This is a genomic window from Caballeronia sp. LZ029 (assembly GCF_031451275.1).
Classification (GTDB): domain Bacteria; phylum Pseudomonadota; class Gammaproteobacteria; order Burkholderiales; family Burkholderiaceae; genus Caballeronia; species Caballeronia jiangsuensis.
In genome coordinates, this window is record NZ_JARUXO010000003.1 from 1,030,696 (window position 1) to 1,047,392 (window position 16,697).

16 protein-coding genes are annotated in these 16,697 nt (G+C 62.5%); 12 read left to right on the top strand and 4 right to left on the bottom strand.

The features are described 5' to 3' along the window. Positions 1–11: 11 nt before the first annotated feature. Positions 12–1,001, bottom strand: a complete 990-nt coding sequence (locus tag QCE73_RS24125) for a LacI family DNA-binding transcriptional regulator (RefSeq protein WP_035499764.1) — start codon at positions 999–1,001, stop codon at positions 12–14. 198 nt (positions 1,002–1,199) lie between these two features. On the opposite strand from QCE73_RS24125, the gene QCE73_RS24130 reads away from it, so the two are divergent. The 3 genes from QCE73_RS24130 to QCE73_RS24140 all read left to right on the top strand — a co-directional run bounded on the left by QCE73_RS24130 (position 1,200) and on the right by QCE73_RS24140 (position 4,523). Next, a complete protein-coding gene (locus QCE73_RS24130) occupies positions 1,200–2,030 on the top strand; it encodes an NAD(P)-dependent oxidoreductase (protein ID WP_187604209.1) in 831 nt (276 codons plus the stop codon). Then, the gene (locus QCE73_RS24135; RefSeq protein WP_309883888.1) at positions 2,027–2,944 is read left to right on the top strand and encodes an SMP-30/gluconolactonase/LRE family protein; all 918 of its coding nucleotides are present in this window, start codon (positions 2,027–2,029) and stop codon (positions 2,942–2,944) included. Before QCE73_RS24130 ends, QCE73_RS24135 begins: the two co-directional genes overlap by 4 nt. A gap of 232 nt (positions 2,945–3,176) precedes the next feature. Further along, positions 3,177–4,523 (top strand): MFS transporter, encoded by a 1,347-nt coding sequence (locus tag QCE73_RS24140; RefSeq protein ID WP_035499767.1) that lies wholly within the window; start codon positions 3,177–3,179, stop codon positions 4,521–4,523. 52 nt (positions 4,524–4,575) lie between these two features. On the opposite strand, the gene QCE73_RS24145 is transcribed toward QCE73_RS24140, so the two are convergent. Beyond that, positions 4,576–5,352, bottom strand: a complete 777-nt coding sequence (locus QCE73_RS24145; RefSeq protein ID WP_309883889.1) for a FadR/GntR family transcriptional regulator — start codon at positions 5,350–5,352, stop codon at positions 4,576–4,578. Positions 5,353–5,496: 144 nt separating this feature from the next. On the opposite strand from QCE73_RS24145, the gene QCE73_RS24150 reads away from it, so the two are divergent. The 5 genes from QCE73_RS24150 to QCE73_RS24170 all read left to right on the top strand — a co-directional run bounded on the left by QCE73_RS24150 (position 5,497) and on the right by QCE73_RS24170 (position 9,410). After that, positions 5,497–6,342: an SDR family NAD(P)-dependent oxidoreductase gene (locus QCE73_RS24150; protein WP_309883890.1), complete on the top strand. Its 846-nt coding sequence runs from the start codon at positions 5,497–5,499 to the stop codon at positions 6,340–6,342. A gap of 103 nt (positions 6,343–6,445) precedes the next feature. After that, the gene (locus QCE73_RS24155) at positions 6,446–7,192 is read left to right on the top strand and encodes an amino acid ABC transporter permease (RefSeq protein WP_035499771.1); all 747 of its coding nucleotides are present in this window, start codon (positions 6,446–6,448) and stop codon (positions 7,190–7,192) included. Continuing rightward, on the top strand, positions 7,189–7,842 hold the full coding sequence (locus QCE73_RS24160; RefSeq protein WP_187604215.1) for an amino acid ABC transporter permease: 654 nt from the start codon (positions 7,189–7,191) through the stop codon (positions 7,840–7,842). The genes QCE73_RS24155 and QCE73_RS24160 overlap by 4 nt, the downstream gene beginning before the upstream one ends. Next, positions 7,826–8,554: an amino acid ABC transporter ATP-binding protein gene (locus QCE73_RS24165; protein ID WP_035499773.1), complete on the top strand. Its 729-nt coding sequence runs from the start codon at positions 7,826–7,828 to the stop codon at positions 8,552–8,554. The genes QCE73_RS24160 and QCE73_RS24165 overlap by 17 nt, the downstream gene beginning before the upstream one ends. A 58-nt stretch (positions 8,555–8,612) precedes the next feature. Then, on the top strand, positions 8,613–9,410 hold the full coding sequence (locus QCE73_RS24170; protein WP_309883891.1) for a transporter substrate-binding domain-containing protein: 798 nt from the start codon (positions 8,613–8,615) through the stop codon (positions 9,408–9,410). A gap of 3 nt (positions 9,411–9,413) precedes the next feature. On the opposite strand, the gene QCE73_RS24175 is transcribed toward QCE73_RS24170, so the two are convergent. Beyond that, on the bottom strand, positions 9,414–10,358 hold the full coding sequence (locus QCE73_RS24175; RefSeq protein WP_309883892.1) for a LysR family transcriptional regulator: 945 nt from the start codon (positions 10,356–10,358) through the stop codon (positions 9,414–9,416). Positions 10,359–10,428: 70 nt separating this feature from the next. Here QCE73_RS24175 and QCE73_RS24180 point away from each other — a divergent pair, with 70 nt between their 5' ends. From QCE73_RS24180 to QCE73_RS24195, 4 genes are all read left to right on the top strand, one after another. Continuing rightward, a complete protein-coding gene (locus QCE73_RS24180) occupies positions 10,429–11,505 on the top strand; it encodes an Ldh family oxidoreductase (RefSeq protein WP_309883894.1) in 1,077 nt (358 codons plus the stop codon). A 50-nt stretch (positions 11,506–11,555) separates the two neighbouring features. Continuing rightward, positions 11,556–12,878 carry an MFS transporter gene (locus QCE73_RS24185; protein ID WP_309883895.1) on the top strand — a complete coding sequence of 441 codons (1,323 nt, stop codon included), beginning with the start codon at positions 11,556–11,558 and terminating at the stop codon, positions 12,876–12,878. A 321-nt stretch (positions 12,879–13,199) separates the two neighbouring features. Next, on the top strand, positions 13,200–14,921 hold the full coding sequence (gene poxB / locus QCE73_RS24190) for a ubiquinone-dependent pyruvate dehydrogenase (protein WP_309883896.1): 1,722 nt from the start codon (positions 13,200–13,202) through the stop codon (positions 14,919–14,921). 13 nt (positions 14,922–14,934) lie between these two features. Next, the gene (locus QCE73_RS24195; protein ID WP_404989796.1) at positions 14,935–15,789 is read left to right on the top strand and encodes an alpha/beta fold hydrolase; all 855 of its coding nucleotides are present in this window, start codon (positions 14,935–14,937) and stop codon (positions 15,787–15,789) included. Positions 15,790–15,791: 2 nt separating this feature from the next. Here QCE73_RS24195 and QCE73_RS24200 read toward each other — a convergent pair whose 3' ends face one another. Further along, entirely contained in the window at positions 15,792–16,586 is a 795-nt protein-coding gene (locus QCE73_RS24200; RefSeq protein WP_309883897.1) for a DUF899 domain-containing protein, read from the bottom strand. Positions 16,587–16,697: the final 111 nt, after the last annotated feature.

The window sequence follows — 16,697 nt, forward strand, 5'->3', positions numbered from 1 at the left end:
CGCGGCGCGAATCACGCGGCCGCAGCAGTCGATTCACGCACGATGAGCCGCGGCTCGAACATGGAGTTGCCGGGGTCGGGATGACCGGCGAGCGCATCGATGAGCTTTTGCATCGCCAGTTCGCCCATCTTCTCGCTCTGGATGTCGACGGTAGTGAGGCCAGGCGCGGCGTACGCGCCGTAAGGCACGTTGTCGATGCCGGTCACCGACACGTCCTGCGGCACGCGAATGCCGAGCGTCGCGGCTTCCTTCATGAAGCCGAGCGCGATGAGGTCGTTGTAGCAGATCACCGCTTGCGGCCGCTTCGGTCCGAGCATCACGCGCGAGCAGGCCTGTTCGCCCGCAAGCGAAGTCGGCGCGTGCGCTTCGTAGATGTCGAGTTCGAGGCCCGCTTCGGCGAGACAATCGCGTGCGCCGCGAATCCGTTCATCGTTGATGCGCGCATGCTCGAAGCCGAGATACGCGATGCGGCGATGGCCGAGATCGAGCAGATGGCGCGCGAGCATGTAGGTAGCGAGACGGCTGTTGATGCCGACGCTCGGAATCGGCAGCTCGGCATTGCGCAGAAGCACGACGGGCTTGTCGAGATCGAGCATCCATTGCGCGTTTTCGTCGGCGAGACGCGAGCTGACGAGCAGCCCGTCGACGCGCTGCGCGAGGGCTTCGATGAGCGGACGCTCACGCGCCTGGTTCTCGTCGATATCGACGAGCAGCAGCGTGTAGTCGTGGCGCAGCGCGATGCGGTTCGCGCCCTTCACGACGTTGGTGAAGTGCGGATTGCTGATATCGAGGATCGTGAGGCCGATGGTGCGCGTCTTGCCCGTGATCATCGAGCGCGCGAGCGGGTTCGACCGGTAGCCGAGGGTATCGATGGCTTCCTTGAGCTTGGCTTCGACCGGCGCGGAGAAGCGTTGCGCGCCGTTGATGTACTTTGAGACGGTCGCGACGGACACGCCCGCTGCGGCGGCGACGTCGCGAATGGTCGGGGAAATTTTCTTCATTCGGAAGGTAACGTTTTCGCAATGTTTACGGATTGTCGCAGAAAACCGGGAAACAATGACGCGCATCATGCATTTTGCATGCAGCGTTATGAATGCTGGACGGCGATTGACGGCGGTTCCGCCTCGTCGCTATAGTCCCGAAAACGTTTTCTTCATTTTTGCTTTCAACGCATTACCACGTATTGGACAGGAGTCTCGATGAATCAGCCAAACGCAGCGGGCAAACCGTTCAAGCGCCTGCTTTTGACCGGCGCCGCCGGCAATCTGGGCCGTCAGTTGCGCGGCGCGCTCGCGCAATGGGCCGACGTCGTGCGGCTCTCCGACATCGCGCCGCTCGACGATGCGGCGAGCCACGAAGAAATCAGCGCCGTCGATCTCGCGGATCGCGAGAAGGTGATGCAGCTCGTCGAAGGTGTCGATGCGATCGTGCATCTCGGCGGCATCTCGATCGATGCGCCGTTCGACGATCTGATCGAGGCGAATATCCGCGGCACGTACAACATCTATGAAGCTGCGCGCCGTTATGGCGTGAAGCGCATCGTGTTCGCGAGCTCGAACCATGCAATCGGCTTTCATCCGGTCACCGAGGTGATCGATACGGATGCGCCGCATCGCCCGGACAGCCTCTATGGCGTGACGAAGTGCTTCGGCGAATCGCTGTCGCGCTATTACTTCGACCGCTTCGGCATCGAGACGGTGAACCTGCGCATCGGTTCGTCGTTCGAGGAGCCGAAAAATCCGCGCATGCTCGTCACGTATCTGAGCTACCGCGATTTCATCGAACTGGTGCGCTGCTCGCTGTTCACGAATCGCGTCGGGCACGCCGTGGTGTATGGCGCGTCGGACAATCCCGTGAAGTGGTGGGACAACGCGAAGGCCGGCTTCCTCGGCTTCAATCCGAAGGACAGCTCCGCGCAGTTCGACGGTCTCTTTCCGGCGACCGGGCCGACCGCCGAACGCGACGACCCCGCGCAACGCTTCCAGGGCGGCGCGTTCGTGCTGGGCGAACCGATGGAGCGCAAGCGATGAGCGCATCCGTGCGCGCCGAACGGCTCGACGCGGGCGGCCGTGCAACGGTCGGCGAATGTCCGGTATGGCGCGCGCAAGAGGGCGCGCTGTATTGGACCGATATTCCCGCGCGCCGTATCGTCCGGCTCGAAGTCGAAAGTGCGCGCCGCACGGAATGGGCGTTTGCCGAACAGGTCGCGTGCTTTGCGTTCGATGAAGCGGGGCGTGTCGTCGCGGGCATGGAGAGCGGCATGTTCGCCGTGACGCTCTCGGGTGCGGGCGAGGCGAACGAAGGACGCGCCGCGAAGCTCGCCGCGCCAGCGTTTCCCGCGACGGGCATGCGCTTCAACGATGGCCGCTGCGACAGGCAAGGGCGCTTCTGGGCGGGGACGATGGTGCAGGACATGTCGCTCGCGAGTCCTGCGGGCGCGCTGTATCGCTACGACGAGCACGGCACGCTTTCCGCGCCGCTTGTCGATGGTTTGATCACCCAGAACGGTCTCGCGTGGTCGCCGGATGGCAGGACGATGTATCTGTCCGACTCGCACCCGCAACGCCGCCTCGTGTGGGCGTTCGACTTCGATCCCGATACGGGCACGCCCGGCGCGCAGCGCGTGTTCGCCGATCTGCATCATTACGCGGGCCGCCCGGACGGCGCCGCTGTCGATGCGGACGGCTGCTACTGGACCTGCGCGAACGACGCGGGGCGCTTGCTGCGCTTCACGCCGCAGGGCAAGCTGGATCGCGAGATCGCGCTGCCCGCGAGCAAGCCGTCGATGTGCGCATTCGGCGGCGCCGATCTGAAGACGCTCTATGTGACGACAATTCGTCCGGCAACGAACGCTACTGACGACGACGGCTATGTGTTCGCCATGAACCCCGGCGTGCAAGGCTTACCGGAACCGGATTACGCCGGATTGTTACCGGTCGCATGATCGTCGCGAAACGGGGCGTATCACGCGCCCCGTTCGCAATTTTTACGCATACTTTGGGACGCAAACGATTCGATGCACCGCATTGGCGCGCATCGAATCGACAGACACGTACCGCTTCGGAACCGATACCAAGAACAAACACCAATGCTGTAGTTCCTCCGTAAAGAGTAGTCTCCGCAGGTACCTCAAGTACCAGCGATCTACCTGATTCTCTTATCCGGAGGAGACCTAGATGGACCTTGAAGCTCGCACCATGAAGCGCGTGATGGTTCGCCTCGTGCCGTTCCTGATCTTGTGTTACTTCATCGCGTATCTCGATCGCGTCAACGTCGGCTTCGCGGCGTTGCAGATGAACAAGGCGCTCGGCTTTACCGCCAGCATGTTCGGCTTCGGTGCCGGCATTTTCTTTATCGCCTATTTCTTTTTCGAAGTTCCGTCCAATCTGCTGCTCGAACGTTTCGGCGCACGTCGCTGGATCGCGCGGATCATGTTCACGTGGGGCATTCTCGCGGCGGCAATGGCCTACATTCCGCATATCGCGCAAGCGACTGGCCTGTCGAACGCCTACGTGTTCTATGGCTTGCGCATTCTGCTCGGCATCGCGGAAGCGGGCTTCTTTCCCGGCATCATCTTTCTGCTGACCTTGTGGTTTCCCGCGAAGTATCGGGGCCGTGTGGTCGGATACTTCATGGCGGCGATTCCGCTGTCCACGGTGATCGGCGGGCCCATCTCCGGCGCGCTGTTGCAGATGGACGGCATCAACGGCATGCAGGGCTGGCAATGGCTGTATCTGATCGAAGCGATTCCCGCGCTCCTGCTTGCGTTCGTCGTGTATTTCTATCTAACCGACAGACCGTCCGATGCGCACTGGCTCGCGAAGGAAGAGCGCGACTGGCTCGTGAATCGCCAGGCGCAGGAACGGGCGCATCGTGAATCGGTGCATGCGTTCAGCGTGAAGGAGGCGATTTTTAATCCGCGCGTGCTGGCCATTGCGTTGATCTACTTCGGCGCGAATGCGACCAACTACGGCCTGAGCTTCTTCCTGCCGCAGATCGTCAAGGCGTTCGGGCTGACTAATCTGCAGACGGGCTTCGTCACGTCATTGCCCTATGTCGTCGGCGTGATCAGCATGGTGCTGTGGGGCCGGCATTCTGATCGCAAGCTCGAGCGTCGCTGGCACGTCGCGATTGCGCTGATGGTGGCGGCGGGCGGCATCGCGGCTTCTGCGGGGCTGGATAACCCGGTGTTGAAGATGATCGCGCTGTCGATCGCGGGCTTCGGCATCTTCGGCTGCCTGCCTGTGATCTGGACGCTGCCGGCTTCGTTCCTGTCGGGGGCTGCTGCTGCGGGCGGTATCGCGGCGATCAACTCGCTCGGCAACCTCGCGGGCTTCTTCGGCCCCTATGCGATGGGCTGGATCAAGGACAGCACGGGCGGCTTCGGCGCGGGCTTGCTATGCCTTGCAGGAGCGGGCATGGTCGGCGTGGCGGCGGTGCTGCTGCTGCATCACGATTCGTCGATGGAGACGATTTCGGGCGCGCACGATATCGAGGATGGAGAGCCGAACATGGCTCGCTGAGACCGTCGTACCCGCGGCAAGGATCGCTCGATACGCGGTCCTTGCCGCGCATTCACGCAGACGTTGCCTGCGCCCGCCGCAATCTTTCCCGGCTATTGATCAAATGCAGACGCATCGCGGTGCGCGCGGAATCCGCGTCGCCGCGTTCGATGGCGTCCGCGATCTGCTCGTGCTCGCGATTCACGCGCATCAGATACTCAGCATATTGCTCGCGCGGAATGGGCGTGGCCGTGATGCGCGTGCGCGGAATCATCCGCGTGCCGAGATGCTCCATGATCTCGACGAAATAGCGGTTGCCCGTCGCATGCGCGATCTCCATGTGAAACCGCAAATCGGGCGCTACCGTATCCGATGCCGCGCCCACGCTCTTTGCGAAATCGGCGAGCGCCGAGCGCATCGTCGCGAGGCGGGCGGCATTGCAACGCATCGCGGCGAGTCCCGCGCTTTCCGTTTCGAGGCTGATGCGCAATTCGAGGACGGCCAACGCATCGATGGAGCCCGCGACATCGGCGGGATCGAGGTGCAAGAGCGGCGACGTGTTCGCATCGCACACGAACGTGCCGATGCCATGCCGCGTCTCAACGAACCCCGCCGCCTGCAAACGCGATAACGCCTCACGCACGACAGTGCGGCTCACGCCGAAACGCTGCACCATCTCCGCTTCCGTCGCGAGGCGGGCGCCGGCCTTCAATTCCTTCGCATCGATTTGCGCGCGCAGCGCATCGACCAGTTGCGCGGTGAGGCTTCGTCGCGCGCCGGGCAGCGCAATGGATACATCGGTTGACGAGGGATGGTGCGTATCGGCATGCGGATCGGGCGATAGCGTCACGGCGTTCTCATTGGAGTGGGTTTTACACACATTGACAAATCGGTCGGCAAATGATGATATGCGTGATGCGGTGATATGACAACGTACAAGGAGGCGCGTGCCGGGTAATCCCTAGCGACGACAGCCTTCAGGAGACACAGTTCGATGGAACAACAAAACAGCACGCCGTCCACGGGTGACGCCGCGCGATTCGACCGCCTTCTGCTGACGGGCGCCGCCGGCGGAATCGGACGGGCGATCCGGCATCGCGTCGCCGAATTCGCGCAACACGTGCGCATCTCCGATTTGCCCGGGGTGCTGCCGGACGATGCGGCGCCTCACGAAGAACGCGTTCCTTGCGATCTGGCCGACCGCCAGGCCGTCGATGCGCTCGCCGCCGATTGCGACGCGATCATCCATCTCGGCGGCGTGTCGGTCGAGCGACCGTTCGAGGAGATTCTCGAAGCCAACATCAAGGGCGTGTTCAACCTCTATGAAGCAGCCCGCCGACAGGGCGTCGGGCGCATCGTGTTCGCGAGCTCGAATCACGTCACGGGTTTCTATCGGCAGGACGAACGAATCGACGCCACCGCGCGCAAACGTCCCGATGGCTACTACGGCTTGTCCAAGTCCTTCGGCGAAGACATGGCGCAGATGTATTTCGACCGCTACGGCATCGAGACCGTGAGCATCCGCATCGGCTCCGTGTTTCCCGAGCCGAAGGACCGCCGCATGATGGCGAGCTGGATGAGCTACGACGATTTTCACGATCTCTTGCGCCGCAGCCTTTTCACGAAGGACGTCGGCCATACGATCGTGTTCGGCATGTCCGCGAATGCGCACACGTGGTGGGACAACCGCTGCGCGGCGCATCTGGGCTTCGTGCCACGCGACTCGTCGGAGCAGTTCCGCGAAAAGATCGAAGCGACGCCGCCGCCCGCGCCGACCGATCCTGTGGCCGTGCTGCAAGGCGGCGCGTTCACGACGACAGGCCCGTTCGACCCGGTTTAATGCATGCAGCATGCAGTATCACGACATTCGTAGTATGTCGTCATACATCCAGCGCCGGCCGCATCGAGCACGACGCCCGGACATCACAGGGACATTTGCCGCCATGTTTTCTCTCGATTTTTCACCGCTGCTGCCGTACTGGCCGACGTTCCTGCTGGGCGCGTGGCTCACGCTCAAGATGACGTGCGTGGCCGTGTTCTTCGGACTGATCCTCGGCATGCTCGTCGCGTTCGCCAAGCGCGCGAAAGTGCCGGTGCTCACGCGCATCTGCATCGTCTATATCGAGGCCGTGCGCAATACGCCGTTTCTCGTGCAGATCTTCCTCCTGTACTTCGGTCTCGCGAGCATCGGCTTGCGCATGCCGACCTTTGCGGCCGCCGCGCTCGCGATGACGATCAACATCGGTGCCTATGCGGCCGAGATCATTCGCGCCGGTCTGGAATCAGTGCCGCGCGGACAGATCGAAGCGGCCGAGTGCCTCGGGCTTTCGAAGTGGCGCATCGGCTGGCATGTGATGCTGCAACCGTCGATCGAAAAGGTCTATCCAGCCCTGACAAGCCAGTTTCTGCTGATGATGCAGGCCTCCGCGATCGCGTCGCAGATTTCGGCGGAAGAACTCACGGCGGTCGCCAACACCGTGCAGTCCGATACGTTCCGCTCGCTCGAAACATACATCGTGGTGGCGGCGCTGTATCTCGTGCTGTCGTTGATCATCAAGCTGATCGCGTGGGCGGTGGGCGAGCATCTCTTCAAGCGGCGCCGCGCGATCCGTCTCGCCGCGAAACGCGCCGGCAAGACGCCGCCCGATTCGCAACGTATCGATACGGTCATTCCCGGAGGTGCGGCATGAGCGGCGGATTCACGTCATCGCATCTGGTTTATCTGGTGCAATCGATCGGCTGGACGCTCGTGCTCTCGTTGCTCGCGTTCGTGCTCGGCGGCATCGGCGGCTTTTGCGTGATGCTCGCGCGCATTTCGCCGCGCGCGTGGCTCTCGCGCGCCGCGATCGTCTATATCGAAGCGATTCAGGGCATTCCGCTGCTGATTCTGCTCTTCATCGTGTACTTCGGCTTGTCGGTGTATGGCTATCAGGTGCCCGCGCTCGTCGCGGCCGGGCTCGCGCTGATGGTCTATTCGAGCGCATATCTCGGCGACATCTGGCGCGGCTGCATCGAAGCGATGCCGAAGCCGCAATGGGAAGCGTCGGAGTGTCTGTCGCTCACGCGCTGGCAGACGCTGCGTCTCGTGATCATCCCGCAGGCGATGCGACTCGCATTGCCGCCGACCGTCGGCTTTCTCGTGCAGCTCATCAAGATGACATCGCTCGCTTCGGTGATCGGCTTCGTCGAACTGACGCGCGCGGGGCAGATCATCAACAACTCGATCTTCCAGCCGTTCCTCATCTTCGGACTGGTCGGCGCTTTCTATTTCGTCCTGTGCTATCCGCTTTCGCGCTGGAGCCAATCGATGGAGAACAAGCTCAATGTCAGCAATCGTTAAGGTCGGCGATATTCACAAGAGCTTCGGCTCCAATCATGTTCTCAAAGGCGTGTCCTTCGAAGTCAACAAGGGCGAGATGATTGCCGTGATCGGCGCGAGCGGCTCGGGCAAGAGCACGGCGCTGCGCTGCATCGACAGGCTGGAGACGATCGACCAAGGGCAGATTGAAGTGTGCGGCATTCGCGTCGACGATCCGAAAGTCGATCTGCATCTGTTGCGCCGCGAAGTGGGCATCGTGTTTCAAAGCTATAACCTCTTTCCGCACCTGACCGTGGAAGAGAACATCAAGCTCGCGCTGCGCCACGTGAAGAAGATGTCGAGCGATGAAGCGCGGCGCATCGCGATGAACGTGCTGGAGCAGGTCGGACTTGCACAGAAGGCCGACGCGTATCCCGAACAATTGTCAGGCGGACAGCAACAGCGCGTGGCGATTGCGCGCTCGCTCGCGATGTCGCCGAAGGTGATGCTGTTCGACGAAGTGACGTCGGCGCTCGATCCGCAACTGACGGGCGAAGTGCTGCGCGTGATGGAAGACCTCGCGGCAGACGGCATGACGATGCTGCTCGTCACGCACGAGATGGCCTTCGCCAAGCGCGTCGCGGACCGCATCATCTATATGCATCAGGGCAAGGTGTGGGAAGTGGGCGACGGCAGCATGCTCGATGCGCCGCGCACGCCCGAGTTGCGCGCTTTTCTCGATAACGGACTTTGATATTCGCAGCATCTTATCCAGCAGCATCCAGCAACATCAATCACGACGGAGACTCGACTTGAAAGCGAAGATAATCATTGCACGCGCAGCCCTTGCAACCTTGATGATGGCAGGCGCGGTGCACAGCGCGATGGCCGATCAGCTCGACGACATCAAGAAGGCGGGCGTCGTGCGTGTCGCCATTGCGATCGGCACGCCGCTCTTCAGCTATGCGGATCAGAATCTGAAGCCCGCGGGCTCGGACGTCGATACCGCAAACGCGCTCGCGAAAGATCTCGGCGTGAAGCTCGAACTCGTGCAGATCACCAACGCCGCACGCATTCCGACGCTTCAGGCAAAGCGCGCGGACCTCGTGATCTCGTCGCTGTCGGTTACGCCGGAGCGCGCGAAAGTGGTCGATTTCTCGAACCCGTATGCGGTTATCTCGATCATCGTGGGCGGCGTGAAGACGATCAAGGTGAAGGATTATGCGGACCTCGACGGCAAGACCATCGGTCTCACGCGCGCCACGGTGAACGACACGCTCACGACGCAACAAGCGAAGGGCGCGCAGATCCAGCGCTATGAGGACGACGCGACGCTCATCACATCGATGGTCACGGGCCAGGTCGAAGTCTTCTCCAGCACGCCTTCGAACCTCAAGGAAATGCAGGATCGCGCGCCGCAACGCAACATCGAAATGAAGTTCGAACAGAAGACCTTCGATCTCGGCATCGCGATGAACAAGGATCAGCCGCGCCTGAAGGAATGGGTGAACAACTGGGTCGGCACGAACATGAAGAACGGTAACCTGAACACGATCTACAAGAAATACCACGGACGCGATTTGCCGGATACCGTGCGCAAGGGCGTTTGAACTTCAATCCGGTGCGAGCCACGCGGGATCTTCGAGCGCCCGCGTGACATGCCCGACCGCCGTGGCGCACGCAGGGTTATCCGTCTGCGTGCGCCACGCGAGCAGAAGATCCGCCGTGACATCGTCGAGACCCGTGAGCGGCTTGAACGCGACATCGGGAAATCTCACGCGCTGCGCCGAGTGCGGCACGAGCGCAACACCCAATCCGGCGCCGACGAGTGCGAGGATCGAATGCGTCTGCGTGACGTGCTGCGTCTCGGCGACCGTCACGCCCATCGCATGCAGCACGCCGGTGATGAGCCGATGAAAATACACGCCCTCCACAGGCGGATACGTGATGAAGCTTTCGCCCGCGAGATCCTGCAACGCGAGCGATTCGCGCGAAGCCAGCCGATGAGCGAGCGGTACGATCGCGCATAGCGGCTCGCGATACACACGCATCGACGCGACGCCTGGTTGAATGATCGGCGGACGCGACAAACCCATATCGATCTGCTCGTCGCGCAATGCGATGAGTTGTTGCGGCGAACTCATCTCGCGCAACGTCAGCGACACCTCCGGCATTTCCCTGCGCAGCAACGCGACGAAGCGCGGCAGAAACACATAACTCGACGCCGCCGTGAACGCGATCGTGAGCGAGCCCGTATCGCCGGCCGCGATGCGGCGCGCATCGAGCACGGCATCGCTCGCCTGCGCGACGATGCGCCGGGCCGAACGCGCGAAAGCCGCGCCCGCAGGCGTCAGACGAATGGCCCGCGCGCCGCGATCGAAAAGCGAAGCGCCCACCGCATGTTCAAGCGCCTGAATCTGCCGCGTGAGCGGCGGCTGCGTCATGTTCAGACGTTCGGCCGCGCGCCGATAGTTCATCTCTTCGACGACGGCGAGAAAGCAGCGGAGCTGGGCGAGCGTGATCATCGATGCGCAATAGGTATCAACTGATGCAGACACGAGCCTATCGGGTATCAGTCGCGAGCGCTACGCTTGGTTTCACCGATCAAACGACACCGTCTGCCCCGATATGAACCTCAACGATCTCCCCGCCACCCTTCATCGTCCGCATGACGCGCTCGCGGCGTTCGCCGCACAGCTCTTCACCGCGGCGGGCATGGACGCCGATAAGGCATCGTGCGTAGCGGAGCTGCTATTGCTCACCGACATGATGGGCCGCTCGACACACGGTCTCGCGCAATGCCCCGCGTATCTCGACGAATTGAAGAAAGGCGGCATGCGCGCGACGGGCGATCCCGAAGTCGTTCGCGATACGGGCGCGACGCTCGTGTGGGACGGCGACTATCTGCCGGGTCTGTGGCTCATGCAGCGCGCGCTCACGCTCGGTTTCGAGCGCGTGCGCGAGCACGGCGTGTTCACGTTCTCGATGCGGCGCAGCCATCACATCGGCTGTCTCGCCGCGCTCGCGAAGCAGGCGACCGATCGCGGCTTCTATGCGCTGATTGCATCGTCCGGACCGCATACGAAGGCCGTGGCGCCGTTCGGCGGGAAGGAAGGTCTCTTCAGCCCCAACCCGTTCGCGTTCGCGTTTCCGACCTCGCATTTTCCCGTGCTGATCGATACGTGCGCGTCATTGGCGACGGTCTCCATGACGCGCCAGAAAGCGAGCGCGGGTCAATCGTTCGATCATGCGTGGCTGCTCGATTCAAAGGGCCGTCCGACGCGCGATCCGCGCATGCTCGAAGGCGACGGCGAGCGCGGCAGCCTGATGCTCCTCGGCGGCGAGGACGCGGGGCACAAGGGCTTCGGCCTCGCGCTGATGGTCGAGGCGCTCACGCAGGGACTCTCGGGCTTTGGACGCCGCGATGCGCCCACGCGCTGGGGTGCGAACGTCTACCTGCAACTCTTCGATCCGGCCGCGTTCGCGGGCAGCGATGCCGCCATCGCGCAGATGGACTTTCTGGCCGAGCGATGCCATGCCAACGCGCCCATCGATCCCGCGAGACCCGTGCGTCTTCCGGGCGAGCAGGCGACACGCAACATCGAAAAGCATAGGCGCGAAGGCGTCGCACTCGCGCCTAAGACGGTCGCCGCGTTGCGCGCATGGGCCGCGCAATTACAGGTCGATGACGCTGTGCTCGCATGACGCGCTGAACGATCGCCGCACGAAACCATATCAACAGGAGACGACACATCATGGAAAACGAGGCAACCGCCGGCACGGTCGCCGGCAGCTACGCGCATGTCCGGCGACGCACCCGCGCGCGATGGTGGATGCTGGGGCTCGTGTTCATCGGCACCATCATCAACTATCTGGACCGCACGAACATGTCGGTCGTGGCGCCGCAGATCGCGAAAGAGTTTTCGGTAAGCCCGGTCATGATGGGCGTGCTGTTTTCCGCATTCTCGTGGGCCTTCGCGATCGCGACATTGCCCGGCGGCTATTTTCTCGACCGCTTCGGCACGCGCGTCACGTATGGCGTGTGTCTCGCGGGATGGTCGATCCTGACGACGTTGCAGACCTTCGCGGGCGGCTTCGCATCGTTGTTCGGATTGCGCTTCGGCGTCGGCGCGGCCGAGGCGCCCGCGTTTCCCGCCAACAACAAGCTCGCGACCGCATGGTTTCCGCAACGCGAGCGCGGCGTCGCGGGCAGCGTGTGCTCGATGGGCGTGTATGTCGGCACGGCCTTTCTGACGCCGATCGAGTTCTACGTGGCATCGACGTACGGCTGGCGCGCGGTTTTCATGGTGTCCGGGCTGCTCGGGATCGCGTGGGCGGCGGTCTGGTTTTTTGCATATAGAGAACCGGCGCAAAGCCGGCTGGCGAACGACGCCGAGCTCGATTACATCCGCGACGGCGGCGGCGTGGTCAACCCGTCCGCGAACACGACCGACGCGTTTCGCTGGGATCACGTCTGGAAGCTGCTGCGCTTTCGTCAAATCTGGGGCGTGTGCATCGGCAAGCTGGCCGCGACCACGACGCTCTATTTCTTCCTGACCTGGTTTCCGACCTATCTGATGCAGGCGCGCGGCATGAGCATGCTGCACGCGGGAACGGCCGCGGTCGGGCCATACCTCGCGGCGGCGGCGGGCGTGATGTTCGGCGGATGGTGGGGCGACTGGATGATCCGCCGCGGCGTTCCGGTTTCGACCGCGCGCAAGCTGCCGATGGTGATTGGCTTGCTGTTCACCGGCACCATCGTGCTCGCCAACTATACGACATCGAATGCACTCGTCATCGGCATTTTGTGTGTTGCATTCTTTGCGCAAGGCATGTCGTCGACGACGTGGGTCGTCGTCTCCGAAATCGCCCCGCGCGATCTCGTCGGCATGACGGGCAGCATCGCCAGCTTCGCGAGCAATCTGGCCGGCATCATTACGCCGATCACCATCGGCTTCATCGTGCAGAAAACCGGCTCGTTCGAATGGGCGCTCGCCTTTTGCGCGATCGTCGCGATGGTCGGCGTGCTGTCCTATACCGTGGTGCTCGGGAAGATCGAGCGGTTGAGCGTCGATTAGGCGATCCGGCAATCGGAGCAACGAGCGGGGCGGGGTCGGTCGACTCGGCCCCGTTTGTCGTTTGCATTCGGCATACAAGATTCGTCAGCGAATAATGCATTCGAAATGCCGCTATCGCCGTGCCCGAAAGCCCCGTGCGAATCACGCTGCATCACCGCGCCATGAGGCGTCGGCACCGTTCAAGACAAGCCGCGGCGCTCCGGCGTACACTCGCTTTGCGTTTTGAATCCTGCATGCATTGAGCCATTGCGAATTCGCGGCCGCGCGCAGGCCGTGGATTCGCCACTCATTGGACTCCCTCTCTTCATCACAGGAAGCATCATGGCAAAGAACACGATTGCGGACTATCTGGCGAAGACGCTTGCGGCAGCGGGCGTGGAACGCATCTGGGGCGTCACGGGCGACAGCCTGAACGGACTTGCGTTCAGCCTCGATCGGGTGGGCTCGATCCGCTGGATGCATACGCGCCACGAAGAAGCGGCCGCCTTCGCGGCGGGCGCGGATGCAGCCACTACGGGCAAGCTCGCCGTGTGCGCGGGAAGTTGCGGGCCGGGCAATCTGCATCTCATCAACGGGCTCTACGACTGTCATCGCAATCATCAGCCGGTGCTCGCCATCGCCGCGCATATCCCGTCGACCGAGATCGGGCTGGGTTACTTTCAGGAAACCCATCCGCAGGAGTTGTTCAAGGAATGCAGTCACTTCGTGGAACTGGTGTCGAATGCATCGCAGTTTCCACGCGTGCTGGAGCGTGCGATGCGCGCGGCCCTCGATCAGCGCGGCGTCGCGGTCATCGTGTTGCCGGGCGATGTCGCATTGAGCGAGGGCCCGAGCGTGGAGCCGCGCTGGACCGCGAGCGCGCCGGGCGCGATCGTGCCGGCCGACGCCGACCTCGGCAGACTCGCCGACCTTCTGAACGGCTGCGAAGCGGTGACGATCATGTGCGGCAGCGGCGTCGCCGGCTCGCATGACGAAGTCGTCGCGCTTGCCGATACGCTCGGCGCGCCCATCGTGCATGCGCTGCGCGGCAAGCAGTTCATCGAGTACGACAATCCATTCGATGTCGGCATGACGGGGCTCATCGGCTTCAGTTCGGGCTATCACGCGATGATGTCCTGCGACACGCTGCTCCTGCTCGGCTGCGATTTTCCGTATCGCCCGTTCTATCCGCCGCAGGCGAAGATCGTGCAGATCGACTGGCGCGGCTCGCAACTGGGACGGCGCGCGCCGCTGGAAATGGGGCTCGTCGGCACGATCAAGGAAACGTTGGCGGCGCTCTTGCCCAAGCTTCAGCGCAAGGACGAGCGGCGCTTTCTGGAGAACGCGCTCAAGCACTATGCGACCGCGCGCAAGGACCTCGACGATCTCGCGACGCCGTCCGCGCCGGGACGTCCGATCCATCCGCAATACCTCACGAAGCTCGTCGATGAAATCGCCACCGAAGACGCGATCTTCACCGTGGACGTCGGCACGCCGACGCTCTGGGCCGCGCGCTATCTGACGATGAACGGCAAGCGCCAGTTGCACGGCTCGTTCAACCACGGTTCGATGGCCAACGCGATGCCGCAGGCGCTCGGCGTGCAGGCCGCGCAACCGCAACGGCAAGTGGTGTCGCTATCGGGCGATGGCGGTCTGTCGATGTTGCTCGGCGATCTTCTCTCCGCCGTGCAGCTCGACTTGCCGATCAAGGTCGTCGTGTTCAACAACAGCCTGCTCGGTTTCGTGTCGATGGAGTTGAAGGCGGGCGGCTACCTCGACACCAATGTCGATCTGAGCAAGACCGATTTCTCGCAGATCGCGAAGGGCGCGGGCATCTGGTCGGTGCGCGTGGAAGAGTCGGAGCAACTGGAGAGCGCGTTGCGGGAAGCGTTCGCGCACAAGGGACCGGCGCTTGTCGATGTCGTCACGTCGAAGCATGAACTCGCGATGCCGCCGACCATCGAGCTATCGCAGGCGAAAGGTTTCAGCCTCTACATGTTGCGAGCGATTCTGAGCGGGCGCGGCGATGAAATCGTCGAACTCGCGCGTACGAACCTGCGTTGAGCGGGACAGCGTCATGAGCGAAATGAAAGACAGTCTGCCGCTCGATCATGTGTTCGACTTCGAAGGGCAGGCCGTGCGCTACGGCGTGATCGGCGAGGGTGCGCCGCTCGTGCTGGTGCACGGTACGCCATTTTCATCGCAGGTATGGCGGCGTATCGCGCCGATTGCGGCCCGTTCGCGGCGCGTGCATTACTTCGATCTGCTGGGCTATGGCGCTTCGGAAATGCGCGACGATCAGGATGTCTCGCTCGGCGTGCAAAACCGCGTGCTCGCGGCGCTGATTGCCCATTGGCGCGCCGACTGGAACGGCGCATTGCCCGACGTGCTCGCTCACGACTTCGGCGGCGCGACGTCGCTCAGGGCGGCATTGCTGAACGGCTGCGCCTATCGTTCGCTGATGCTCGTCGATCCGGTTGCCGTGGCGCCCTGGGGATCGCCGTTCGTGCGTCATGTGCGTCGACATGAAGCCGCGTTCGCAGGCGTGCCGCCGTATATGCATCAAGCGATGCTCGATGCGTATCTGCAAGGCGCGGCGTATCGAAAGTTATCGGAAGAGACATTGCGAATCTATACGCGGCCCTGGACGGGCGAGAAAGGACAGGCCGCGTTTTATCGACAGATTGCACAAATGGATCAGCGCTATACCGATGAAGTGCAATCGCACTATGGTGAACTGACATGTCCCGTGTCGATTCTATGGGGCGAGGAAGACGAATGGATACCTGTCGAGCGCGGTGTCGAACTCGCATCGCTGATTCCGCAGGCGCGCTTCACGCGTGTGCCCGGATCAGGACATCTGATGCAGGAAGACGCGCCCGAGGTTATCGTCGGCGAATGGCTGAGCTTCATGCACACTCATCGCCATTAATTTCACCCCTTGTTTTTAGCGCTTTCGGCGCGAAACGCCGCTTCGCCCGCGTCGGATATTTCCACCCATTTCCGGTCGGGCGGTGCATCATCGACATAACTATCGTGCCAATTCCACCACTTGTAGGTCTGCGTCTGCGGATAGCCTTCAGGCGAGTCTTCCCATAACTCCTGACGTCCGAGCGGCGTGATGTCGAGATAGTTCCAGGTATTGCCCATCTGCTCGTCGCCGCGGTTGTTGAGGAAATACGTGCGGAATACCTGACCTTTATCGCGGAAGAATACGTTCGTGCCGTGCCATTCGTCGACGCCGAAGTCGGCATCGAAACGATCCGTCAGCGTGAACCACGGAATGTTCCAGCCCATGCTTTGCTTCAGTCGCGCGATGTCCTGCTGCGGCGCACGCGATACGAAAACGAGCGTGGTGTCGCGTGCATTCAGATGCGAAACATGAGCGACCTGATCGGCGACCAGCGAACAGCCCCGGCACGCATGCTCGGGCCAGCCGAACACGCCGGGCTCATAGAACGCGCGATAGACGATCAACTGGCGCCTTCCGTTGAACAGATCGAGAAAGCCGATCTTGCCGTCGGGCCCCTCGAACACATAGTCCGTCTTCACGGCCATCCACGGCATGCGGCGGCGCTCGGCGGCGAGCGCGTCGCGGGCGCGCGTGTGGGCCTTTTCCTTCACGAGCAACTCCTGACGCGCCGCTTCCCACGCTTGTTCCGACACGACGGGCGGCGTGCGCATCTCAGTCTGTTCGCTCGTCGTTCCTTTTTCGTCTGATGTAGTCATGGCTTTGCAACCTCCTGAGTTGAACTCTTGCTCGTTGTTCGCCGTGAACCAGTCTGCACTCGAATGCGGCTGACGGGGAGTAACAAGTGTGACGGCATTTTCCGGAGGTTG